The sequence below is a fragment of the Alteromonas sp. genome (genome assembly GCF_984505615.1).
Genome location: NZ_CFHOXV010000036.1, coordinates 24,818 through 49,877, shown reverse-complemented (window position 1 = coordinate 49,877; position 25,060 = coordinate 24,818). Strand labels below are relative to the sequence as shown.

Genomic DNA, 25,060 nt, shown 5'->3' with positions numbered 1-25,060 from the left:
ATTGCCTAACTCTAAGACTAGCTTAGAGGTGAGGCGGACCATCTAATTAAACCGCACAAGGGTGCGGTTTTTGATGGGTTCGCTGTACATATTTAGCACAGTTTACGCGCTCTGCAGCGGCTAAACAGTGCTCATTTCACTTTACTGTTTACGTCGTCTGAACGCGAGTAAGCCGCCTGTTAATAACAGCCACCATGGAGAAATTGCCGCACCTTTACGCTCGTAAGCCACATCGTCAATTTCATCTTCAGGAATGTCACAGGTCTCCACTTCACCGTTTTCCAGTGGCGTGAGTTTCACTGCAATAATGGTATCGTCGATGGGCGTTTCACCTTCATCGTCAATGACTTCCACACCCGTTACATAACGCTCACCGGTACGGTAGCGGGCATTTGCAATAATCTCATTGCTGTCATTGATATCAATGGCGTCGACAATGGTGTAAACACTGTCACAAGGTAACAGATCGTTCAGATCCGTCATTTCTTTCGCTTCAATGTCGTACATGAAGCCGTGGGTTTCACGGTTTGTATCAACAGTGGAGTCGTATTCTGACGAGCCAACCACAATGTTGTTATTGTTGATGCCCTTACCTTCTGCGCCGGCATTGGTAAAGAAGCCTTCCGGATACAGTGCTTCACCTGTGTCCAGGTTGTAAACGAACACACGGTTACGGGCAGTATCATTAGGGGCACGTAGTACGTAACCTGTTACCCAGTTGTCATTGTTAATGGCAACTGCTTCAGACATGATATTTTCGTCACGGGGTAACATTTCGGTTGTTTCGCCCTCTGCATAACTCACTGCAACATTCAGGCGCTCATAGCTATAACCGGAAGGACGGCGGATGTAAGCAATTTCGTCAAGAGATGACGCACCTACAGCGATACCCTGATCATTAATATCCTGCGCCAGCGACCAGTATGCAGACTCATCATCCGCATCAGGTTCAAACACAAGCGGATAAGTATCGGTAGTAATCGTGTTGCCGTTGGCATCTAACTGCCAGACAGTGGCACGGATGTGCACACCCGGCGTTGAACGGTCGCCCACAGCCGGTAAACGGAAGCCGTAGGTGGATGTATCTGAAGATGCGTCTACACGGATACTGCGGTAGCAATATTCTACAGGAATGTCACCACGGGTTTCTTCTTCTTCACAGGCTTCAATGGCGTCATCAATGCCTTCAATGTGGTCAACCATGCTGTTACCCACAACCTGAAGATTATTGTTAATGGCAAACGCCTGACTGAGACCGTTTAACGTATCGTCTTCAGAAGCCAGCAGTTTGGTTTCACCATTTACACTGACAAAGGCCGTAGACTTGATGTCGTTAAGTACATAAGTGGTATCGTTGCCGTCTTCATCTTCATAATCCAGCTCGTAGTACGGGCCTTCAGTTGAGCCGGTAACATAATCACCGTTCAGACTGTCACGTGCATAGGTTGTAACCGCATGGGCGTAATCATCAAACAGTTCCGACCACGCATCCAGACCTGGGATGAGATCGGCATCTGTCGTATCTGTGATATACGAGCGGTAAGGCGTCAGGTGCTGGTAAACAAAAGCATTCCGGGCAGTCGTGCTGTGAGACAGTAAACCGGTAACAATCGTGGTGTAATCCACATCTGAGAAAATGCCCTGTCTGACGTCGTCTTCACTTTCGAAAGTCGATGCATTGTTGTCGATAAATCCGGATTCTTCCAGAAAATCGAGGTCGATGGGCGGATTAAATTCTGCCGAAGTCATCGTCACCGTGAAGCCGGACTCATCGATAGACTGGGCAAAATTGTTAATACTGATATCCCTGACTGGTACAGGTGTGACTGTATAGGTGGCGGCCAGGGCAGAAGCTGACGCAGTGGTCATTGCCATGGCAGCGGCAAGCTGTGTTAATTTCATTTATAATCCTAATTACTGCTGAGTGTCTTCCAGCATGCTTTCCAGTTCATCCCAGCGCGCATATTTCCGGGATAGGGTTTCTTCTGTTTCTGATAACGTGGCCAGAGTTGCGGCTGTGCTGTCGGCAGTTTGTTTAAAAAACTCAGGATCATTCACTTGTTCCTGTAATTCTGCTAACGCGGTTTCCAGCGTTTCTATCTCTGCAGGCAGAGAATCCAGTTCACGTTGATCTTTATATGATAACTTTTTCGTCTTGCGTACTGAAGACTTTGGCTTAGGACTGTCAGAAACCGGTTTAGTTTCATCTTTTACCTTTGCCTCTGCAGTTTTCTGTGCTGCATTTTGCTTATACCAGCTCTCCACATCTGTGAAGCCGCCGATAAATTCTTTGAGCTCACCTTCGCCTTCAAACACCAGGCAACTGTTAGCGACGTTATCTACAAACTCACGGTCGTGGCTGACAAGTAATACCGTGCCTTCATATTCATTCAGCAAGGTTTCCAGCATTTCCAGCGTCTCAACGTCCAGGTCGTTGGTCGGTTCGTCGAGCACCAGTAAGTTGCTGGGTTTCAGCATCAGCTTTGCCAGCATCAGACGGTTTTTCTCACCACCTGACAGGGATTTTACCGGGGCATTCACACGCTCCGGGGTAAATAAATAGTCCTGCAGATAGCTGATCACATGTCTGGGGTGCCCATTCACCATCAAATCACGCTTTCCGTCACCAACAGCGTCAATGACTGACTTCTCAAGTTCCAGGCCGTGGCGATGCTGATCAAAATACGCGACTTCCAGATTAACGCCCTGGCGGACGTTACCGGATTGGGGAGCCAGCTCACCCAGTAATAACTTGATAAGGGTAGATTTACCGCTACCGTTCGGGCCGATGAGCGCTAATTTATCACCCCTTAACAGGTTTAGGTTAAGGTGTTTAACAATGGCTTTCTCGCCGTAGCTGTAACTGGCATCAGTTACCTCAAACACCATTTTACCTGAGCGGGAGCCGGCATGTTGTGCCACAACGGCATTGCCCTGGGTTTCGCGACGGGCTTTGCGGGTTTCACGAAGCTTTTTAAGTGCCCTTACCCTGCCCTCATTACGGGTCCTGCGGGCTTTAATGCCCTGACGAATCCACACTTCTTCCTGAGCGAGTTTCTTATCAAACTCTGCATTCTGGGCAGCCTCGATATCCAGATCCTGCTGTTTCTTTTCCAGGTAGGTGGCGTAGTTACCGGGGTAACTGGTCAGCGAACCACGGTCGAGATCCACAATACGGGTTGCCATGTTGCGAATGAATGCACGGTCGTGACTGATAAAAACAATTGCACCGCGGAACGCCGTTAAGCTTTGTTCCAGCCAGCGAATCATTTCAATATCAAGGTGGTTAGTCGGCTCATCAAGTAGTAATAAATCGGGCTGACGCACCAGCGCTCTGGCCAGTGCCGCTTTTCTTCTCCAGCCACCGGACAGCGTGGACAAAGACATGTCCGCATCCAGTTTCAGCATGGTAAGGGTTTGTTCTATTTGCTGCTCGAACTGCCAGGCATCACGGCTTTCGAGCGCTTCCTGCAGGTGTTGCAGTTTATTCAGGTTGGCTTCGGAAGGATCTTCCGACACCTTACGGGTCTGATGAAAATACTGCTTTAGAATATCGCCCACATCGGCAAGCCCTTCGGCCACATAGTCAAACAGTGAGATATCAACAGTTTGCGGAGGATCCTGTTCGAGTCTCGCAACAATGGTTTTACTGTCGATAATACGCTGCCCGTCGTCAGCGATAATGTCTCCGGCCAGCACTTTCATAAGCGTGGATTTTCCACTGCCATTTCGTCCGACCAGGCACACCCGTTCACCGGGTTGAACCACTAATTCAACGCCATCAAGTAATGGCGGATTACCGTAGATAACGGTGATGTTTTTTAACTGAATTACACTCATGATAAAAAGGATTCTGCCTGTTCTACGTCAAAAGGCCAGCCAAGTTCGGCACCGGTATCCATGCGTTTGATCACAGGAATACGGACTGCATACAGATGATACAGGTTTGCGTCGTCGCGGATGTTACATTTTGTAATGTCCAGCAACGGCGCCTGGTGAGTTTGTGCCAGCACATCACTGGCAAGATCACATAAATGACAACCCGGTCCTGTATAAAACGCTAATTTCACTTCTTCAACGTCCAGCATTGGTGAATATTTGCATGACGGGCGAAATCTTCCGGAATAGTCTTTGCGGTAATATCTTCAATGTCTTTATATCCGGCTCCGGCTAACGCATCAGCATCAAGCTTGAAGCCCCGGCGGTTATTCGAAAACATCACTTCGCCGCCATCATTCAAACAACGGAACGCATCTTTCAGCAAAGCAACGTGGTCGCGCTGAACATCAAAGGTGTCCTGCATACGTTTTGAATTTGAAAACGACGGCGGGTCGATAAAAATAAAATCGTATTTGCCGGGGTGCGTTTTTAGCCAGGTCGTACAATCAGCCTGAATAAAGGCATTGGCGCCTTTCACTTTATTCAGTGTCATGTTGTCTTTCGCCCAGTCCAGATAGGTTTTCGACATATCGACAGTAGTCACAGAACGGGCACCACCCAATGCAGCGTGCACAGAGACACTGCCAGTATATGAAAACAGGTTCAGAACATCTTTATTTTTCACCCGTTGTGACACCAGTTTACGGGTGTCACGGTGATCCAGAAATAATCCTGTATCAAGATAATCTGTCAGGTTAACCAGCAGTTTCGCACCGTTTTCGTAAACAGTCAGCCGATCACCTTTCTGATCCATTTTTTCGTACTGGTTTTTACCCTTTTGCTGGCTGCGCACTTTTAACGCAATTTGCTTAGGGTTTGTGCCGGTTACTGCAGGCAAATGCAACAGTACTTCCTGTAAGCGGCGACGTGCTTTGTCTTCAGAAATGGTTTTCGGTGGTGCATATTCCTGCACAACCAGCCAGTCACCATACACATCAATAGCCACATTGTAATCAGGCAAATCGGCGTCATAAATACGGTAACAGTTGGTGTCCTGTTGCTTTACCCAACTTTTTAGCTTTTTAAGATTCTTTTTCAGCCGGTTAGCGAATTCGTGATTCACCCCGTCTGACCCAAATTGCCGGCAGTTGTCTTCATCCATGACATAATTAACCAGCCGGCATTCCAGCTTACCGTTATTCATGCCGTAGTCTTTTGACGAGCGCAGTTTCATCATTCGCAACAAATCGCGGTTGCTGCTGAGCAGGGACACATGCCAGCCTGACCAGGCCGCTTTCAACTGCTTACCCAGTTCTGAAAAGGTCGGGATAAGGTCTGTGAGTTCGCCGAGCCGTTCGCCATAAGGCGGGTTACTCACCAGATAACCGGCTTCTTTAACCTGAGGTTCAGCTTTCAGCGCATCGCAGCTATCAAAATGAATGTCTTTAAATACACCGGCCTGATCGGCATTCGTGCGGGCAATATTGATGAGCTTACGGTCAATATCTGTAGCAGTAATACGAATATCACAGGGCTTTTGTGCTGCCAGAGCATCATCGTTAATCTTGTCCCACAGCGGCTGGTTATGTTGCAACCAGCGACTGAAGCCCCAGTAACTGCGTTTGATGCCGGGAGCAATATTTCTGGCAATGTACGCTGCTTCAATAGCGATGGTGCCCGAACCACAGAACAGATCCGTGAGCGGTTTATCTGTGTTTGCTGTCCAGCCTGAGCGGATCAGCATGGCGCATGCCACGTGTTCTTTTAACGGTGCTTCACCGGTTTTCGAACGGTAAGCTCTCTGGTGAAGACTGTTTCCGGACATATCCAGGCCGATAACCACATTGTCCCGGTGTAAGCGGGCCCAGATAGGAAAGTCTGAAAATTTCTTTTCTACAGACGGCCGTTGATCTAACTCTTCCATAAACTGATCAACAATGGCGTCTTTTATTCGCACAGCACCGAACTGAGAATTTTTAATAGCATGGTTGGTGCCGTTGAACTGTACACTCAGCGTGTCACTGGCCCGCAGGTGTTGCTGCCAGTCAACGGAGGAAGCGGTATCGTACAACGATTCTGCTGAGTCACACTTTCCATCGGCCAGCACCCAGATAACACGGTTCGCCAGCCTGGACCATAAACAAACGGTATAGGCCTGTTCAAGGGTGCCAGTAAACGTTACTGTGCCGGGCGATAAGCGACAAGCAGTATCAGGACAAAGCGCTTCAATTTCAGCTTTTAACAGCTCATCCAGACCACGGCTGGTTGTAACAATAATTTGATTCATAACACTCATAGAAACTGCACACGTTCTGCACCCGCGCAGTGATTAAAAATAATCGAAGTAAAAGGGCTTTTACAGCGCCTTTACGATGTTTTTCACTAGTGACGGCCCCTGATAGATAAACGCCGAATATACCTGTACCAGTGAAGCGCCGGCGGCGAGCCGGTCTTTTGCAGTCTGCGCGTCATGAATACCGCCCACGCCGATGATTGGAATTGCGCGATCAAGTGCAGCAGACAATTTGCGTGTCACATCCAGACTCATTTCCGTCAGAACATCGCCACTTAAACCGCCGGCTTCATCAGCGTGTTTCAGTCCCTGAACACTGTCACGGCTTAGCGTGGTATTTGTAGCAATCACTCCGTCCATTTTACTGTTGATCAGTGAACGGGCGATGCTTTCAATTTCATTATCCGCCAGATCCGGCGCGATTTTGATGAACAGGGGCACATATTTACCATGTGACTGACACAGCTTTTCCTGTGCATCTTTCAGACCGTTAAGCAGTTTATCCAGTGCTTCGCCATACTGAAGGTTACGCAGTCCCGGCGTATTGGGAGATGAAATATTCACTGTCACGTAGCTGGCGTAAGGATACACTTTGTTCAGACAAATGAGGTAATCATCAATGGCGTTAGCTTCTTCCGTATCTTTGTTTTTACCGATGTTGATTCCCACCGGCCCTTCGAAACGGGACGCTTTTACCTGACTGACCAGATGATCCACACCGTGATTATTAAAACCCATGCGGTTAATGATAGCGTGCTTTTCCGGCAGGCGGAAAATACGGGGCTTGGGGTTACCCGGTTGCGGTCGGGGTGTTACTGTACCGACTTCTACGAATCCGAAGCCCATGCTGCCAAACGCATCAATACATTCGCCGTTTTTATCCAGACCGGCAGCCAGACCTACCGCATTTGGGAATGTGATCCCGGCAACTTTTACCGGCTTACTGATAGTTTCATTACTGTACAGTAATTTCAGCGGCGTATGCTGGGTTCTGTGCAGCCACTTGATGGCAAAATCGTGGCTTTTTTCGGGCTCGCACTGGAGCAAAATTTTCTGGGCGATGGATTGCATGGTCTTTCTCTAAGAAAAAGCCCTGTCAAAACAGGGCTTCGTCGTTTCTGAATAGGCGTATTCTAATGGCTAGACTTGGCGCTTAAAAGCATCAATTCACGTAAAGCCACAGAAAATTTCGCAAATTCATGTGTAGAGCTGGTTTTGAACTCTGACATCATGTGGTACCAGCGTTTCAGCAGAGCCTGATTATTGTCCATCCAGCTTTGCAGAATTTCGTCGGCATCTTTGCTGTCAGGACGCGACTGTAACAAGTTCAGCGTAATGGAGCGCTGTTGCCAGTCAAGCTCTTCACGGTAGGACGCTCTTGCCAGGGCCTGCCAGTGGTTACTGACGTTCTGGTTGGTTATTTGCGCCAGGAACCAGTGCAGTTCAAGTTTCGCGCCCAACTGGAAGTACAGCTTGGCAATGACAGACGTATCATGGCTGTCTGTTTCATCAATTTGCGCCAGGTCGAGACTGGAGAACAGATTCGAGAAACTGGACACCTGCGTGGCAATATCTTCCGGTACACCTTTATCTACCAGTTTTGCCGCCTCTTTCTGCAATGAAGCATATTCATCAGCGACCAGATAATTCTGCATGTTACTGGCAAGGTTATCAAAGGTAGCGCGGTAAGCTTCAATCGCGGAATGAATACCCAGAGATTTATTGCCATGACGGATATACCAGCGCGCAGTGCGGCGCATAATACGACGGGCACTCTCCAGAATTCTCAGTTGCAGATCAGCGTCGATGACATTGTCCAGCGCTTCAACTTTGCGCCAGAGCGGATCGATATTGAAAATACCTTTCACCACCGCGTAAGCATCAGCGATTTCATCCACTGTTGCACCGGTCTCTTCCTGCATACGGAATACGAAATTCAGGCCCATATCGTTAACAATGTTATTGGTTAACTTGGTTGCGATAATTTCGCCACGCAGCGGATGCTGTTCCATCTGCTCCGGATACTTGTCACGCAGTACCGGCGGGAAAGCATTGACCAGCAGTTTACCGTGATACGGATTCTCTGTGATCTCCGGAATATTAAACGCGTCTTTGAGTACCATTTTGCCGTAAGCAATCAGCACACTCAGTTCCGGACGGGTAAGTCCCCGGTCTTTCGCCACGCGATCTGAAATTTCATCATCGGTAGGAATAAATTCCAGTTCCCGGTTAAGACGTCCTTCACGCTCAAGACCATGGATGAACCGCAGCTGTTCTTTTAGTTGCGATACACCTGCCCGTTCTGTAATGGAAATCGACTGCGTTTGACGGTAGCAATCTTCCAGCACGATTTTGGCCACATCATCGGTCATGTCGTACAGCAGTTTGTTTCGCTGTTTAACGGTTAAATCACCGTTACTCACCAGGCTGTTAAGCAGAATTTTAATGTTAACTTCATTGTCTGAGCAGTCCACACCGCCCACGTTATCAATAAAGTCGGTATTCACGCGGCCGCCGTTTGCGGCATATTCCACACGGCCAAGCTGCGTAAGACCCAGGTTACCGCCCTCACCCACAATTTTCGCCTTAACGTCTTTACCGTTAACACGTAAATCATCATTGGCGCGGTCTCCCACTTCAGCATGAGACTCTTTGGTACTCTTAATATAAGTACCGATACCACCGTTCCAGATCAAATCGACGGGCATTTTGAGGATATTATGAATAAGCTCGTTCGGTGTCATCGTCACCTGACGGGTACCCAGCCATTTTTTCATTTCCGGTGTAAGCTTAATGGACTTACTCGCACGGCTGAAAATACCACCGCCTTTAGAAATCAGCTTACTGTCATAGTCTTCCCAGCTTAATCCCGGGTTTTCAAACAGTCGCTTACGCTCTTCCCAAGTTGAAGCTGCATCCGGATCAGGATCGAAGAAAATGTGCAGGTGGTTAAACGCAGCAATTAACCGGGTGTGTTTTGACAGCAACATACCGTTACCGAAAACATCACCGGCCATATCACCTACACCCACCGCAGTGAAATCTGTCGTCTGACAGTCGATACCCACTTCACGGAAATGGCGCTTAACCGATTCCCATGCACCACGGGCCGTAATCCCCATTTTCTTATGGTCGTAGCCCACGCTGCCACCGGAAGCAAAAGCGTCGCCCAGCCAGAAGTTATATTCTTCAGAAATGCCGTTTGCGATGTCTGAGAACGTGGCCGTGCCTTTATCTGCAGCAACAACCAGATACGGATCGTCTTCGTCCAGGCGCACCACATCTTTTGGTGGCACAACTTCGCCATTTACAATGTTATCTGTGATATCCAGCAGGCTGCGGATAAACGTACGGTAGCACGCCTGACCTTCTGCCTGGAATGCCGCTCTTCCGCCTGTTGTTGGCAGTTTTTTACATACAAAACCACCTTTTGCACCTACAGGCACAATAACAGTATTTTTAACTTGCTGAGCTTTCACCAGGCCAAGGATCTCAGTGCGGAAATCTTCCTGACGGTCAGACCAACGCAGACCACCCCGCGCCACTTTGCCGCCACGTAAATGCACACCTTCCACACGGGGGCTGTACACAAAGATTTCAAATTTGGGCAATGGCAGCGGCATTTCCGGAATCATTTCCGGCATCATCTTGAACGATACATACGGCTTTTCGTTGCCGGCATCGTCGCTCTGGTAGAAGTTGGTGCGGAGTGTCGCCAGCATCATATCCAGATAACGGCGGATGATCCGGTCGTCGTCCAGGTTGCTGACGTTATCCAGCGCTACTTTGATTGAATCAAGCAGCGCATCTTCTTTTTTCTTACTGCGCTTTTTAAACGGGTCGAAACGTAAGTCGAAAAATTCCACCAGTTTCTTGGCAATGTCAGGATAGGCAGACAGCGTATTGGCAATGTAATCGCGGCTGAAAGAGCTGCCTGTCTGACGCATATATTTTGCGTAGGCACGAAGAATGGTTACTTTACGACCGGTCATGCCGGCACCCAGGATCAGGCGGTTAAAGGCATCATCTTCCAGTGTGTTTGTCCACACTTTGGCAAACGCATCCTGAAACAGCGCCTGTGCCTGCTCCATGTCCAGGTCTTTACCGGACTTATGAAGCATGGTGAAGTCCATTACCCAGTTCAGCGACGAATCGGCGCAATTGACTTTGTACGGACTTTCATCGATAACGCGCAAGCCGAAGTTTTCCAGCATAGGTAACACGTCAGAAAGGTGAATAGGCTCTGCACGGTGGAACAGTTTCAGTTTAACAACCTGACTGTCAGCACTTTCTTCCTGCGGACGGTAAAACAACATATCCAGCGTATGATCATCACTCAGTAATTCGAGTTTTTCCATATCAATCAGGGCAGCGCTGGGCAGGTTCTGCTCCATATAACTGCGGGAAAAAGCGTTGGTGTACTTGCGTTCCAGTGCTTTACCTGATGCTTCACCATGGGCTGCCTTTATGGCAGATGCCAGACGGTCATTCCAGGTTTTGGTGAGCTCAATAATGTTTTGCTCGATTTCCTTCACATCGTATTCCACATTGTTGTTTTTGACGCGGGCGATATAGTGCGTTCTGGCATACACAGATTCAGAGAAGAACGTCGTAAATTCGATTTCTTCATCAGTACCAAATGAGCGCTGCAGCAGGTTCTGGGTATCTTTACGCAACTGGGTGTTGTAGCGCTCTCTGGGCACAAACACCATACAGGAAATAAAGCGGCCAAATACATCCTTGCGAACGAACAACCGGGTAATGCCCCGCTCCTGCATCTGAAAGATACCCATGATGATTTGAGCCATTTCCGCAGCAGGTGTTTGCAACAACTCATCCCGTGGATAAGTTTCAATAATATTCACGAACGCTTTGTACGCGTGGGTACCCGGCTCATAGCCGGATAACGTACAGATTTCTTTAATTTTTGACGCCAGCACCGGCACTTCAGTGGCACTTGAGTTGTAGAAAGAAGCACTGAAAAGACCGAGGAAACGGTGTTCACCAACAACAGCACCATCGCTGTTGAATACCTTCACACCCACATAGTCCATATAGGCAGGACGGTGTACCCGTGAGCGTGAATTGGTTTTAGTCAACATCAGCGGATTCTGACTCAGGGCTTCAGCCCGCGCAGACGACGGTAAATTAGAAATCAGACGCTCACGATCGCTGACAGACTTTTTCATCAGCCCCAGGCTGCTGTCATTATCAGGGATCCAGCGGTAATCACCTTCAATGGCACGGGCGTCGTAATAACGGTAGCCCATCATGGTGAAATTATGATCAGCCAGCCAGCTTAAAAACTGCAGAGTCTGGGCTTTCTTATCGGCATCTACCGGCCAGTTGTGTTTGTCAGCATCTTTAATAACGGTTGCCAGCTTACCCGACATGGACTGCCAGTCTTCAACCGCAAGGGAGACTTCGTCAACTACTGAACGAAGTTCTTTGGTAAGTTTATCAATATCTTTTTTCGCGGTCTGTCTGTCGATTTCAATCAGCAACACGGTTTCTTTGACGGCTGCTTTGGTTTTCTTGCCGCTTTCGTAAAAGGCTTCCACCTGCCCTTTATCACCACGTTTCAGCCAGATGGGGCTGTGCAACATGAGATGAGAAGTAATATTCAGGCGGTTCAGCGACATGCGTACGGAATCAACCAGGAAAGGCATGTCCCGCACGATAATTTCAACGATGGTATGGCTTGAATGCCAGCCATGTTTGGCGATTTCAGGATTGAAAACCCGGATATACGGTGACGACGGATCGAACGAGGAAAACTCGTTCCACAAACTTAATGTAGCCCCGTAGAGGTCGCTGTCGTTGCGATCTTCCAGGTCATCATTAGAAATTGTCTGGAAAAGATGTTGGCCGAATTGTTTAACCAGCGCATTTTGCTGCGCATCGACTTTCTTTTCGATGAGTGAGAAAACATTATCAAGCAGCACCGACTGCCGCTGTGAGGTGACTGTCATGGTTTAACCTTTATTAGTCGTAAGTGCACAGAATCCTTACCTATTTTCGCTAATCTCCGGCCTTATTGAAAGAGGAGTTTTAACGCTTTATTAACAGCATAGATAACTATGCAGAAAACGCATAAAAAAAAGGGCCAAACGGCCCTTTTTTGTAGTTACTTATGCAAAAATATTTTATGCATCAGGGGCGTTTTTACTTAACCAGAGGAATCTGGACAGTGCCGGCAGCACAATAATCGCGCCCAGCATGTTCACAAGGAACATAAATGTCAGCAAAATACCCATATCCATCTGGAATTTCAGTGAGGAAAACACCCAGGTGCTCACACCAACTGCCAGTGTGATCCCCGTGAAGAGTACTGCACTTCCCCGCTCTTTCAGTGCATCCAGGTAAGCCTGTTGCACTGTCTCACCGGATTTGAGTTTATGACTCATGGTAGAAAGTATGTAGATACCATAATCTACGCCAATGCCAACACCCAGTGCGATTACTGGTAGTGTAGACACGGTCAGCCCGATTTGAAGAAAAGTCATCAGCGCCTGTGCCAGCACCGACACCACATAAAGCGGTAATACAACAGATAAAGTCGCTCTTACGGAACGGAAGCTGATAAGACAAAGTACAATGACCGCACCAAACACGTATACCATCATCGGGCCCTGGGCCGCTTCCACGGCTTCATTGGTCGCCGCCATTACGCCCACAGGTCCGGAGGCCAGTTTGAACTTCATGTCGTCGGTTTCATATTCTTTACGGAATGCTTTCACAGCATCAACCACATGAGAAATGGTCTCAGCTTTGTGATCTTCCATAAACAAAATGACCGGCATTACCGAACAGTCTCCGTTTAATAAACCGGATGAAGTGGGTACCAGCGAAATATCCTGCGCCAGAGTCTGCTGATTCCGGGGCAGTACCTGCCATTTAATATTGCCCTCGTTGTAACCGGCATTGACGCCTTTTGCCACTGACGCCAGCGAGACGGCCGATTGCACGCCTTTAACGTTAGTCATCTTCCACTGAAAGTCATCCATTGCACGCATGACACTGTACGATGTGCAGGCTTCCGGCGAGGTTTCTACTACCACCGACAGATAGTCCACGGTCACCGAGTACTTGTCGGTGATCAGGAAAGTATCCTGGTTATAGCGGGAACTCTCCTGCAAAGACGGCGCACCGGCATGTAAGTCACCTATCTTCATTTGCTGGGATTGTATCAAGCCGAAAATAAATAAGGCAGTCGTCACAGCCATGATGATAATGGCCGGCTTTTTGTGAGTGCAAGCTGCAATCGCATTCCAGAAAGCAGTGTTCCGTTGTTCTTTTTTATTGAACTGCTGAACATATTTGTCATCCAGCTTCAGGAAGCTCATAAGTACCGGCAGCAAAATAAGGTTGGTCAGAATAATGACGGCGACCCCCATGCTAGCAGTAATGGCCAGTTCCCGGATAATACCGATATCAATAACCAGTAAAGTCATGAAACCGACTGTATCGGAAAGCAGAGCAATGCCGCCGGGCACAAGTAAAGCACGGAACGCACTCATGGCTGCATGTTGCGCGCCCATGCCCGCTACCACCTTTTTCTCCACAGCGTTAATCATCTGCACGCCGTGACTGACACCAATGGCAAACACCAGGAAAGGCACCAGAATTGACATAGGGTCAAGACCGAATCCCAGCACCGTCAGTAAGCCCAGCTGCCAGACAACAGCTACCACAGAGCAAATTAAGGGCAACAACGTCATCATGATACTGCGGGAGAAGAAGTAAACCATTACAGCAGTGATAGCCAGGGCTATGGCGAAGAAAAGCACCACGTCTTTTGCGCCATTTGCCACATCACCAATCATTTTGGAGAAGCCGATGATATGTATGCTGACCTTATCCGATTCAAACTGGCCTCTGACCTGTTGTTCCAGGTCATCTGCGACTTTGAGCATATCCAGCGGAGCGCCGGTTTTCGGGTCGAGATCAAGTAACTGCGCAGTCACCATGGCACAACTGTAATCGTTGGATACCTGGCGGCCAACAATTTTAGCCTTTTCCACATTGGTAGCGACCTGCTCCAGTGCTGCCGGCCGTGATGAGTCGAAATCCGCAGGGATAACCGGTCCGCCGGAAAAACCTCCTTCAACAATTTCGGTAAAACGGGTAGACGGGGCAAACAGGCTGACAACCAGCGAACGGTCCACACCATTGATAAAAAACAACGCATCATGGACTTGTTGCAATGTGTCCATAAAGTGCTGGTTATAAATATTCCCGCTGGTATCACACACAGAAACCAGTACGCTGTTGGCACCGCCGAAATCACTGCGGTGAGCCATGTAGGTTTTCATGTATTCATGATTAAGCGGCACATTTTTTTCGAAACCGGCGTCCAGATGCATCATCGACGCCTGATAGCCAAGGTACACTGTGGCCAGCAGAAAGAGCCCGACTACAACTTTCCGGTATCCGAAAATTAGTCTTTCTAAAAGCGAGGTAAAACTTGCCATGTCAGTGTTTTAATCCATATCCAGTTGTTTGATACCATTCGCCGTGACAGCGATAAGATGACCGTTAAATCGTGCAACGCTGACGATACTGGCTTTGTCCTTAAGTTGTTCGCGGCTGAGACCGTCAACCGGCTCACAACTGTCTGCAGGACCCCAGGGATCGAACTCGCTTGTTTCCAGCGATGCCGGAACTGAAATCATCATACCGTTATTCCCGAACAGGCGTACACGATCACCGGCCGGTAAAATCTTATTCAGCGAGCCAGACAGACAGGTCGGTACGTTTTCCCACTCACCTGTCCCGCGACGGACAAAGGTGTGTCCCCGCAGGCCGGCGATGACGATAGTGTCATCTGCTGTCTCAGCAACGTCCAGAAAAGACCCTTCATAGGTGGTATCCATACGGGTCCATGTTTCTCCCATATTGTCACTCATGGCGACCAGACCTGCTTCACCGACCAGGTAAAGGGCTTCTCCCACCTGCTCCAGTTTATTCAGGTGAGGCAAAATGGCGCGGAGTTCCTCTTCGTAGTATTCCGGTGTATCCCGCTTTACTTCATCAAGATATTCCTGATCGTAGGGATTGAGTAACGTAGCGTGCAGCTCCCGGTTCCAGGTTTTACCGCCATCACGGGTGCGGAAGAATAAACCATAAGCCCCCGCAGCAACGCCATGCTGATGATCAAAAAAGAGAATGTCGAGAAAGGGCTTTTCCAGTTCGGGGGCAGACATTTGCACTGTCCACGTAGTGCCACGGTCAGATGAATGCAATATGGTTGCATCATGCCCGGCCACCCATACGTCGTCGCCAACAATATCCACCGCTGTCAGGGTGGCAGTGACAGGTACGGCCTGCTGAACAAAGTTCTCGCCGTCTGATGACGTCAGAATATGGCCTCTTTCCCCGGCCACAACAACGTAGTCTGCAGTATCGATATCGAGCAGTACTGATTTCGTTACCAGCGGAGCCTGATAAGCTTCCTGAGCATGGACAGAAAACAGTGCCGACAACGCGATAATCGCCGCCAGAGTGCTTTTCATAAGTCTTATTATCCTAATAGCGCAGAACAATACAAAAACGGTTGGCACTGCCAACCGTTTGATTCTGTAGAATTAACGGCCTTCCCGTCTGAGAGCCTGAGATGTGAATTCGGCTTCACGTGGCTGGATAGTGAAATCATACATTTTTTCTTCGTTATCCAGACCAATTGCCAGGTAACGACGGGAATTCAAATCATGATACACATCCAGTGTAGACCATTGGGTCGGCACATCATAGTAGTTCACACCGTACGTCATCGCGACGCGGTACAACTCACCATTCTTGTCGTACATGTCTGCTTCCTGAATCTGCCAGCTGTCTTCATCAAGGAAGAAAACACGTTTCTGGTAAATGTGACGCAAGCCCTCTTTTAAGGTTGCCTCAACCACCCATACACGGTGCTTTTCCCAGCGGGTCAGATCCGGATTGATGTGATTAGGTTGCAAAATGTCTTCATACTTCACCTGATCGCTGTGCAACTTGTAGTTGTTGTAAGCAACGTACATTTCTTTTTTGCCCTTCAGCTCCCAGTTGTAACGGTCAGGAGAACCATTGTACATATCGAAGTCGTCTGTAGTACGCAGACCATCGGCCTCGGTACCCGGTGTATCATAAGCAATTTGCGGAACACGGTTCAGACGTTTACGACCCGTATTATACTTCCACGCTTCACGGGGCTCTTTCACCTGGTCAACGGTTTCCTTAACCAGAAGAATATCGCCGGCAAGGCGGGCTGGCTCAGTGATTTTCTGTTTGAAGAAGAACAGAATGTTATCTTCTTCAAGTTCTTCCGGCTTCGCATTCTCATTGGAATACTTGATCAGCAGTTTCTCGTCAAAACCAATGAGATTGTAATCACCGGATGACGTTACAGCAGCCTGACCGCCAAAACGCTGAACAGCCTGACCGCGATAACGCAGAATGTGATTCCAGATTGCTTCCAGACCATTTTGCGGTACAGGGAACGGAATGCCCGTTGCCGCACCTTTGATACCGTTTCCGGATTCAATCAGTGATGCACGGGTTGCGTTTGCTTTGGTCGCATCATAAACAAACTGAGGGTTAGACGCTGAGCGGCGGCTTTCATAAACCGGCATACGGTATGTATCCGGATAGGTTTCGAACAGCTTTTTCTGACCGTCGGACAGAAAGTCCGCATACTCTTTATAATTTTGACCTGTGATCTCAAACAATACCTGATCACCCGGATAAGGGTCCGGATGATGGTCACCAGCAGAGTAACCGGCCGGTGCGGATGTTATCCCGCCGGTATAAGCCGGAATGCTGCCATCAGCATTGGCAGCAGCCTCACCACCCAGTGGTGTCAGGCTGTTACCCAATTTATCGGCTTCTGCCTGAGACACTGCCGCCATGGCTGTAGATGACAGCGCTACCGACAACGCAGCAGCAATAAGACCTGCTTTTCTTAACATACGATACCCCTTAAATCGAATACTTGATGTTGAAAGATACAAAATCACGATCTGACAGCTGGTTTGTTGTACCCACACCACCCCAGAATGCACTGTAAGATGCAGTGGCTGACCAGCTGCTCAGATAATTAAAGGTAAATGCCAGACTGGCTGATTTTGAATCTTCGAGGAAAACATACAACGGATCGGGTGTTGTCCCTTTCACATCATGTGAGAACGTTGCACGGGTTTGCATATTTACGCCTGAGAACACGTTGTTGAAATCAGCAACGGCCAGTAAACGGTAGCCCCAGGCATCATCTGTAGCAAACGGATTTGTTTCAGGTCCGTTTGATAAACCTGTGTGTAAACCAACACGTGGATTGCCGTCTGCTGTAGGCTCAAGTGACGGCGTTCTGCCTGTACCGGGTGCGTTCAGACGCAATACTGAAGGGTCCGGAAAATCGACGATATTTACATAGCCAACTTCACCCAGAACAATCAGGTTATCTGTACCCAGTGCCGGACCAAATACCTGAGACAAGGTAAACTGAGCCTGCCAGGTATCTGAGAATACAAAACCTTCAGCTGTTTCACCCGGTCCCACTGCCCGGCCGATGTTGTTTAACTGAGAAATACCGGATAAGTCAGGACGGTAGCCTGTGTTAGCAAGCTGTTCCGGCATACCCATGTAGAGCAATTCTACATCGTCGATTTGTAACGGTTCATCAACACGGTAAGCAAATTCACCGGCCAGTGCCCAGCTCTCAATGTTGGTGTTAAAACTGAAACCGTACAACTGAATGTCTTCAGGATAATAGAACTTCGCTTCAGTGAACGCTTCCAGCTGAGTAATGTTATCTTTAGTGATTTCTGTGGTCGCCAGCATAGCCAGATCTGACGCAATACCTTCCTGCGAGAAATCAGACGTAATACCGGAAATCAGCGGACGCTGACTGTGATAATTAATGTGGTAGAAACTGAGTTCACTGTCGTTCAGCAGTTCTGAGAACCAGGTAAGACGAATACCGTATTGCCCCTGATCGTCTGCATCTTCATGAGCAGCGTCTGAATAACCGCGCACCGCCACTTTTGTGGGATAAGCCAGATATGCCTGCCCGATTGTGGACGCATCAGCACCTGCGCGTAAAGCAGAACCCAGGCCATTTAATGAGCTTAACAGGAAATCCAGGTCTATATCCGGGTTACCGGTAAAGCCGAGCTGAATATTGTTTGCCTGACCACCCTCACCGGCAAAATCGTTTGTCGCGAAATAGCTGCCGGCAACAGGTAACCAGCTGCGCTCCCAGCGATACTGGTAATAAGCCGACAAACTGACCGTATCAGTCAGACCCAGAGAGGCGTACACCATACCCACAGGAATAAACACTTCTTTTAATTCAGCACCCGGAGCACGGGCACGGTTTACATCCACAGGGTTAGTCGTATTGATACCGTGCTGGATAAACGTACTCTCACCCCAGCTGATCACCTGATCACCGACACGGATAGAGAATGGTTTATCATCAATCCAGAAATCACCGTAGAAATACGCATCCAGGATACGGAAATCTTTACAGAGTAAATCATCAGCTTCCGGGGCTGCACATAAATCGGGTGTTCTGCCGGTGATGGGGTTCGCGGCGACGTTGTCGTTATCATTCTGAACAAAGTCATAGAACCAGAACGCACGGGTAAAGAAACCCCAGTCACCCATGTTAATGTCTAAATCGTGGTTACCGGAAATCTGGGTAGAAAAAGCTTTGCCCGGATCCCAGGACAAATCTCCCTGGTCATTATTTGATGAATAATCACCGTTCGCCTGCGCCCAGACATCAGCAGGCTGATAAATCACATTCGTCGCAGCGTTATAACCGGACCAGTCAAACTGGGGATGGTTGCTGTTTCCGATTAATTTATAGTCTCTGTCTTCAGCACGGATACTGGTCGCCAGCGTAAACGTGGAATCCAGTGATACTGAAACATCTCCAAATTGCCAGTTTGCGGCTAAAGCCGGAGAGGCGGCACCAAGTAAGGCAATGATACCAGCGGCAACTGGTGTCTTTTTAAATGTGCTATGCCTAATTGTCATAGTTTTTATTCTCCTGATCCAGCGCATACGATAACAGGTAGCGACGCGCAGACGTGTGACCAACCAAGGTAGTTAACAAAATGATTACATCATTTTCCCTGTTTCGCAAGAACTAATCGTACCAGTTAACACTAGTAATAACATTTTTCCTTTCAACTAGTTATTGAACAAAAGTGGCAAAATCGCCAGTTTTTAGCTGAAATTATCTTAATCGCTCGAAGGATTTTATTTTATTTTCGGGGCTGACAAGGAGCCGGAACCGGCCGGTAAGACCGCGGCTGTCGACGAAGGGACGAAGCCGGCTTACAGGTATTTGTACCCTTTTGCCGGATTCTGAAGTGAGTACAGCAGAGGCGCCGGCGCTTTCATAAAGCGCCTGACACCGGCTGTAAGATAAGGAGAGAGTAAAAAAATAGGTAGTATCAGTCACGTTTTTCGTAGGCCAGACTCTTACTGACTTTTTCAAACACGTCTTTACTCAAACCTTCATGGTTCAGCAACCGTTGCAGCTGGGCTTTCATGAGTTGCTGGTGCACCGGCGCATAATTTTGCCACTGTGTAAGTGGTGTAACGATGCGTGAAGCCACCTGAGGGTTCTGTTTATCAAGTTCAATCAGATAACTGGTTACGTATTCATAACCGCTGCCGTCTTCAGCGTGAAAACCGGTGGAATTGTAAAAAGCAAAACTACCGATAAGTGCACGCACCCGGTTCGGATTACCAATACTGAACTGAGGGTGCGACTTAAGCATGGTGATGTGTGCCAGAATATCTTCCCGCTCTGTGGTAGCGTGCAAAGCGAACCATTTGTCCAGCACCAGAGGCTCTTTTTCCCAGCGCTCACCGAACCGGGTCATTAAGTCACTGAAGAGTTCCCCGTCACAGATTTGCGCAGCCTTTAACGATGCCAGAGCATCAGTCATATTGTCGGCACTGTCGTATTGTGCCCGTATAAGCGAAGCGCTATGAGATGTGCGGGCAAGATGGCCGAGTACCACATTTTTGCAACGGCGGGCATTCACATTACGCTGATCGTAGATGTAGTCCGTGGTTTCGATAGCCTGCCACACAGCAATCAGTCCGTCATGTAACGCGTCAGCAAACTGCTGGCAGAATGCTTCTCTGGCTGCACACAGTGCCTTAACGTTTATCTGGCTGCGGCTCTGACACAAGGTTTCAAAGCTGGGCACCGATAAACACTCGCCAAGCAGCTCATGATTAGCTTTTTCGTCATGTAACACTTCACGCAGATAATCCCAAACCGTATCGGGGATGGCTGCGCCCTGCTCTATTTCACCGATACACCAGTCGTAAAGCGACTGCATGGCATCCCAGCGATTAAACGGATCATCAGCAAAACGGAAAATTTGCAGTAATTCTCTGGCAGATAAAGGGTTATCTACCCGCACAGGCGCTGAGAAATTCCCCAGCACAACGGGTAAACAGGACTCAGGAACATCCGAAAAAGTCAGAGACACTGATGGCTTGTCCACGATCACCAGGCCATTCTGTACCAGGCTTTCATCATCGCTGTAGTGATGACCATTGTCGTCAATACATTCAAACGCCACAGGAATATACAGGGGCTGTTTTTCTGCCTGATCTGCCGTCGGCGGTGTGTGCTGTGACAGCGTAATGTGCAAAGTACGTTTCTGTTTGTCATAAACCCTTTCAACGGCCAGTACCGGTGTACCGGACTGACTGTACCAGCGGGCGAAATGACTGAGATCTTTTTCTGTTGCGGTCTGCATAGCCGCAATAAAATCGTCGCAGGTAACTGCCTGACCATCGTGACGCCGGAAATACTCATCCATGCCTCTGCGGAAGCCCTCAGGGCCGAGAAGCGTATGGAACATGCGGATCACTTCAGCGCCTTTATCGTATACCGTCACTGTGTAGAAGTTATTCATTTCAATCACTTCATCAGGACGGATAGGATGGCTCATCGCACTGGCATCTTCAGCAAACTGATGTTCCCGCATCACACGTACATGCTTTATCCGGTTGCTCAGCGCTGAAGTCATGTCGGCACTGAATTGCTGATCACGGAAAACAGTGAGACCTTCTTTCAGGCTCAGCTGGAACCAGTCGCGGCAGGTAACGCGGTTGCCGGTCCAGTTGTGGAAATACTCGTGCGCGATGACGGATTCGACGTTGAAAAAGTCGTCATCAGTGGCACTGTCCTGATCCGCCAGTACAAATTTGCTGTTGAAGATATTCAGGCCTTTGTTTTCCATGGCGCCCATATTGAAGAAATCCACGGCGACAATCATGTAGATATCGAGATCGTATTCCAGACCAAAAGTGTCTTCATCCCACTTCATCGCCCGTTTCAGAGATTCCAGAGCAAAATGACCCCGTTCACGCTTACCTTTATCCACATACAGCTCAAGCTTAACGTCTCGGCCGCTGGTGGTGCGGTAAGTGTCTTCCAGCAAATCAAAATCACCGGCCACTAACGCAAACAGATAGCTGGGTTTAGGATGAGGATCTTCCCAGGTGACCCAGTGAGTCCCGTCGGCTTCTTCCCCTGAATCCACAGGATTACCATTTGCCAGTAACGTGGGATATTGCTTTTTATCGCCGCTGACAGTGACGGTATATTTCGCCAGTACATCGGGGCGGTCAGTGAAATAAGTGATGCGACGGAAGCCTTCTGCCTCGCACTGTGTACAAAATACGCCATCAGAAAGATACAGGCCTTCCAGTGCCTGATTGTTTTGCGGGTCTGTTTCTGTCTCGATGACCAGTTCAAAACTGTCAGGTACGTCTTTCAGTAGTAATCCGGCATCCTGTAAATCATAGGCGGTATAAGGCTGCCCGTTAACGCTTACAGAATGTAAAGTGAGTTTTTCGCCATCAAGGAACAGGGGTTCATTGTGATTCCCTGCTCTTTCTACTGTGGATTTCGTTGTAATACGTGTGGCGACCGGATGCAGTTTTACATCCATGATTACCCGTGAAATGGTAAAAAGCGGCGGCTGGTAGTCCAGCCGGCGTTTTGCATTGACGCTCATAAGTACTCCTTAAAAAAGAAAGTTATGCGCGCTCCCCGTCGTCCTCTTTGCGCTCGAAGGGAGGGTCCAGGCGAAGAATTTTGATGCCCAGATACGCATAAATAATCGCGAGGACAGGATTAATTACGTTAAAGAAAGTATAGAAGATGTATTCAAACGGATGCACCATTAATACGCCCTGCATGTAAGCACCACAGGTGTTCCAGGGAATTAACGGTGAGGTCAGTGTGCCGCCGTCTTCAAGGCTGCGGGACAGGTTAAGCTGGTTCAGTCCGCGCTTTTCAAATTCCTGTTTGTACATACGGCCGGGCATAACAATCGACATATACTGGTCAGCCGTTACCAGATTTGTACCCAGGCAGGTAAGAATCGTCCGGCTGATCATGTCACCGGCAGACTTCGCACCATGAAGAATTGCACTCACTGCCCGCTTAAGCAGGCCAACCCGCTCAAGTACAGCACCAAATGACATCGCGCAGATAATCAGCCAGATAGTATTCAACATTGATGACATACCACCACGGCTTAGCAGCGCATTTAAGTTTTCATCCGGCGTGGAAAAACTGACGCCGTCGAACAATGCAGTCCACACCACTTTCAGCGTACCGATGGCCGGAGAATCCTGCGCGTCCGCCATGCCGGCGACAACATCCCCCTGAAACACCACGGCCCAGATACCACCAAGCAGCGCACCGATTGAAACCGCCGGAAATGCCGGCATTTTCTTCACCGCCAGCGTCAGTAACACAACCAGCGGAATGAGCAGATACCAGCCCAGAGAGAATGATTCACCCAGTAATGTCTGCATTTGCTCGATGCGTTCAAGAGAAGCTGCATCGGACTCACTGAAGCCAAGAATAACGAACAGGATTAGAGCAATGATAAAGCTGGGGATCGTTGTCCAGAGCATGTAGCGGATATGCTCAAATAGATCCGTTCCCGCCACTGCCGGTGCCAGATTCGTTGTTTCTGAAAGAGGTGATATTTTATCGCCGAAATACGCGCCGGAAACAACAGCGCCTGCTGTAATTGGTGCCGACATATCCATTCCGGATGCCACTCCCATCAGGGCAACACCGACTGTGGCCGCAGTGGTCCACGAACTGCCGATACTCATTGCCACTACAGCACAAATCAGACAGCTTGCTGCATAGAAGAAAGACGGATTAAGTAGCTCAAGCCCGTAATAAATGAGTGTGGGAACGGTACCGGCCAGCATCCAGGTGCCGATCAGTGAGCCTACTGCCAGCAAAATCAGGCAGGCGCCCAGTGACATGGAGATCCCTTTAACGATGCCTGCTTCGATTTCCTTCCAGCTATGGCCATTTTTCATGCCGATGATAGCAGCGAGGCCGGTACCCAGTAACAGAGCAATCTGGTTAGGACCAAAAGATGAATTGTCGGAGAACAGATAAACCGCACTGCCCATCATGATGACCAGTGCAACAATAGGAATAAGCGCATCCGTCAGTGACGGGTCTTTAATCGTTTTATTCATTGTAGTTATTACTCTTATAAGACAGAACGGACGAACATCAGCAGGATGACTACCGGACAAACAAATTTCACATACCAGGGCCAGATTTTCCAGAACAGACTGTGTTCTGCATCAGCAAAACCTTCTTTCAGTTCCGCCAGAATTGCATCTCTGCGCCATACCCATCCGGCAAACAGACACAATGCAAATCCGAGTAGAGGCTGACTGTACTGGGTAGTCGCAGCAATGACCAGGCCAAACAGACTTTCAAAATTAAGAATGATGATACAACTGGCAGCAAAAATCAGTGCAGCCATGATCCATACAGCACGGCTTCGGGGCTGTTTGCGGTTCTCAACCAGATAAGCAACAGGTACTTCCAGCATAGAAATTGAAGACGTCACAGAAGCAATAACCATCAGGGCAAAGAACGCCACGGACACCAGTACACCGACAGGGCCGATAGACTCAAACAGGGCCGGCAATACATTGAATATCAACTGGTCCCCGTCCATTAACGCGCCGGTTTCAGTAAAAATTTCTACGCCATTATTCAGCGCCACATACATAGCGGGAATGATGAGCATACCGGCAATAATTGCTACACCGATATCAACCAGTGCAACCCATGCACCTATTGAGGGCAGATTTTCCTGCTTAGACAGATAAGAGCCGTAAACCAGCATAGTACCGACCCCTAAGGACATAGAGAAAAAGGCCTGCCCCATGGCGCTGATTAATAAGTCCGGATCGAGAATGCGTGAGAAATCAGGTAAGAGATAGGCTGCCCAGCCTTCACCGGCCCCGGGTTGAAAGCTTACATAGACAATCAATGCCAGGATGATCACAACCAATGTCGGCATTAAACGCACTGACCATTTTTCGATACCTGACTTTACCCCGCCCAGTACGATAGAAGCGGTCAGTAACATAAACAGGCCGCAAAAAATCATATTGCGGCTGTCAGAGAACCCCATCAGCCAGGCTGAAGTCTCTTCAAGACCAGCGGTTTGCACAATGCCGTCAGCGAAATAAGCCAGCATCCAGCCACCGACTATGCCGTAGAACGCCAGAATCATGGATACAGTGACACAGCCCCACAGGCCGGTAAGCGTACCGGAAACATTACCCGAGATATTCGTCAGCGCGTCCACCATGTTCGCACGGTTGGAACGGCCAATAATGAGTTCAGCCATCAATACCGGATAAGCCAGTACGAACGCTAAAAGAAGATAAACAAGTACAAATGCTGCGCCGCCATTAGTGGCGACTTGCGTGGGAAAGCCCCAGATATTTCCGAGACCGACGGCGGAACCGGCAGCAGCCAGTATGAATCCGATCCGTGATGAAAATTCACCTCGCATTGCCATGGAT

14 protein-coding genes are annotated in these 25,060 nt (G+C 48.7%); all 14 read right to left on the bottom strand.

The window, feature by feature from the left end:
- Positions 1-141: 141 nt before the first annotated feature.
- The 14 genes from AC4PME_RS16425 to AC4PME_RS16360 all read right to left on the bottom strand — a co-directional run bounded on the left by AC4PME_RS16425 (position 142) and on the right by AC4PME_RS16360 (position 25,056).
- Entirely contained in the window at positions 142-1,902 is a 1,761-nt protein-coding gene (locus AC4PME_RS16425; RefSeq protein WP_119501364.1) for a DUF3466 family protein, read from the bottom strand.
- Between the two features lie 12 nt (positions 1,903-1,914).
- On the bottom strand, positions 1,915-3,840 hold the full coding sequence (gene uup, locus AC4PME_RS16420) for an ATP-binding cassette ATPase Uup (RefSeq protein WP_491046312.1): 1,926 nt from the start codon (positions 3,838-3,840) through the stop codon (positions 1,915-1,917).
- Positions 3,837-4,070 (bottom strand): glutaredoxin family protein, encoded by a 234-nt coding sequence (locus AC4PME_RS16415; protein ID WP_119503391.1) that lies wholly within the window; start codon positions 4,068-4,070, stop codon positions 3,837-3,839. The genes uup and AC4PME_RS16415 overlap by 4 nt, the downstream gene beginning before the upstream one ends.
- Positions 4,067-6,166, bottom strand: a complete 2,100-nt coding sequence (rlmKL, locus tag AC4PME_RS16410) for a bifunctional 23S rRNA (guanine(2069)-N(7))-methyltransferase RlmK/23S rRNA (guanine(2445)-N(2))-methyltransferase RlmL (RefSeq protein ID WP_491046313.1) — start codon at positions 6,164-6,166, stop codon at positions 4,067-4,069. Before rlmKL ends, AC4PME_RS16415 begins: the two co-directional genes overlap by 4 nt.
- Before the next feature lie 69 nt (positions 6,167-6,235).
- Positions 6,236-7,243, bottom strand: a complete 1,008-nt coding sequence (gene pyrD / locus AC4PME_RS16405) for a quinone-dependent dihydroorotate dehydrogenase (protein ID WP_119501362.1) — start codon at positions 7,241-7,243, stop codon at positions 6,236-6,238.
- A 62-nt stretch (positions 7,244-7,305) separates the two neighbouring features.
- Entirely contained in the window at positions 7,306-12,144 is a 4,839-nt protein-coding gene (locus AC4PME_RS16400) for an NAD-glutamate dehydrogenase (protein WP_491046314.1), read from the bottom strand.
- Between the two features lie 174 nt (positions 12,145-12,318).
- Entirely contained in the window at positions 12,319-14,646 is a 2,328-nt protein-coding gene (locus AC4PME_RS16395; RefSeq protein WP_491046315.1) for an efflux RND transporter permease subunit, read from the bottom strand.
- Between the two features lie 9 nt (positions 14,647-14,655).
- Entirely contained in the window at positions 14,656-15,687 is a 1,032-nt protein-coding gene (locus AC4PME_RS16390) for a WD40/YVTN/BNR-like repeat-containing protein (protein ID WP_491046316.1), read from the bottom strand.
- A 72-nt stretch (positions 15,688-15,759) separates the two neighbouring features.
- Entirely contained in the window at positions 15,760-17,121 is a 1,362-nt protein-coding gene (locus AC4PME_RS16385; protein ID WP_119501358.1) for a DUF1329 domain-containing protein, read from the bottom strand.
- Positions 17,122-17,131: 10 nt separating this feature from the next.
- On the bottom strand, positions 17,132-19,192 hold the full coding sequence (locus AC4PME_RS16380) for a DUF1302 domain-containing protein (protein ID WP_474844185.1): 2,061 nt from the start codon (positions 19,190-19,192) through the stop codon (positions 17,132-17,134).
- Between the two features lie 202 nt (positions 19,193-19,394).
- Positions 19,395-19,622 carry a DUF2835 family protein gene (locus tag AC4PME_RS16375; protein ID WP_119501356.1) on the bottom strand — a complete coding sequence of 76 codons (228 nt, stop codon included), beginning with the start codon at positions 19,620-19,622 and terminating at the stop codon, positions 19,395-19,397.
- Positions 19,615-22,209 carry an aminopeptidase N gene (pepN, locus tag AC4PME_RS16370; RefSeq protein WP_491046318.1) on the bottom strand — a complete coding sequence of 865 codons (2,595 nt, stop codon included), beginning with the start codon at positions 22,207-22,209 and terminating at the stop codon, positions 19,615-19,617. Before pepN ends, AC4PME_RS16375 begins: the two co-directional genes overlap by 8 nt.
- Positions 22,210-22,231: 22 nt before the next feature.
- Positions 22,232-23,707, bottom strand: a complete 1,476-nt coding sequence (gene nhaC, locus AC4PME_RS16365) for a Na+/H+ antiporter NhaC (RefSeq protein WP_491046319.1) — start codon at positions 23,705-23,707, stop codon at positions 22,232-22,234.
- A gap of 14 nt (positions 23,708-23,721) precedes the next feature.
- The gene (locus tag AC4PME_RS16360) at positions 23,722-25,056 is read right to left on the bottom strand and encodes a sodium-dependent transporter (protein WP_119501353.1); all 1,335 of its coding nucleotides are present in this window, start codon (positions 25,054-25,056) and stop codon (positions 23,722-23,724) included.
- Positions 25,057-25,060: the final 4 nt, after the last annotated feature.

Bases quoted from the DNA above. Each gene is read 5' to 3' on its own strand.
- pyrD (WP_119501362.1), bottom strand. From the start codon at position 7,243: ATGCAATCCATCGCCCAGAAAATTTTGCTCCAGTGCGAGCCCGAAAAA.
- AC4PME_RS16425 (WP_119501364.1), bottom strand. From the start codon at position 1,902: ATGAAATTAACACAGCTTGCCGCTGCCATGGCAATGACCACTGCGTCA.
- AC4PME_RS16360 (WP_119501353.1), bottom strand. From the start codon at position 25,056: ATGGCAATGCGAGGTGAATTTTCATCACGGATCGGATTCATACTGGCT.
- AC4PME_RS16400 (WP_491046314.1), bottom strand. From the start codon at position 12,144: ATGACAGTCACCTCACAGCGGCAGTCGGTGCTGCTTGATAATGTTTTC.
- nhaC (WP_491046319.1), bottom strand. From the start codon at position 23,707: ATGAATAAAACGATTAAAGACCCGTCACTGACGGATGCGCTTATTCCT.
- AC4PME_RS16385 (WP_119501358.1), bottom strand. From the start codon at position 17,121: ATGTTAAGAAAAGCAGGTCTTATTGCTGCTGCGTTGTCGGTAGCGCTG.
- AC4PME_RS16390 (WP_491046316.1), bottom strand. From the start codon at position 15,687: ATGAAAAGCACTCTGGCGGCGATTATCGCGTTGTCGGCACTGTTTTCT.
- rlmKL (WP_491046313.1), bottom strand. From the start codon at position 6,166: ATGAATCAAATTATTGTTACAACCAGCCGTGGTCTGGATGAGCTGTTA.
- AC4PME_RS16380 (WP_474844185.1), bottom strand. From the start codon at position 19,192: ATGACAATTAGGCATAGCACATTTAAAAAGACACCAGTTGCCGCTGGT.
- AC4PME_RS16395 (WP_491046315.1), bottom strand. From the start codon at position 14,646: ATGGCAAGTTTTACCTCGCTTTTAGAAAGACTAATTTTCGGATACCGG.
- pepN (WP_491046318.1), bottom strand. From the start codon at position 22,209: ATGAGCGTCAATGCAAAACGCCGGCTGGACTACCAGCCGCCGCTTTTT.
- uup (WP_491046312.1), bottom strand. From the start codon at position 3,840: ATGAGTGTAATTCAGTTAAAAAACATCACCGTTATCTACGGTAATCCG.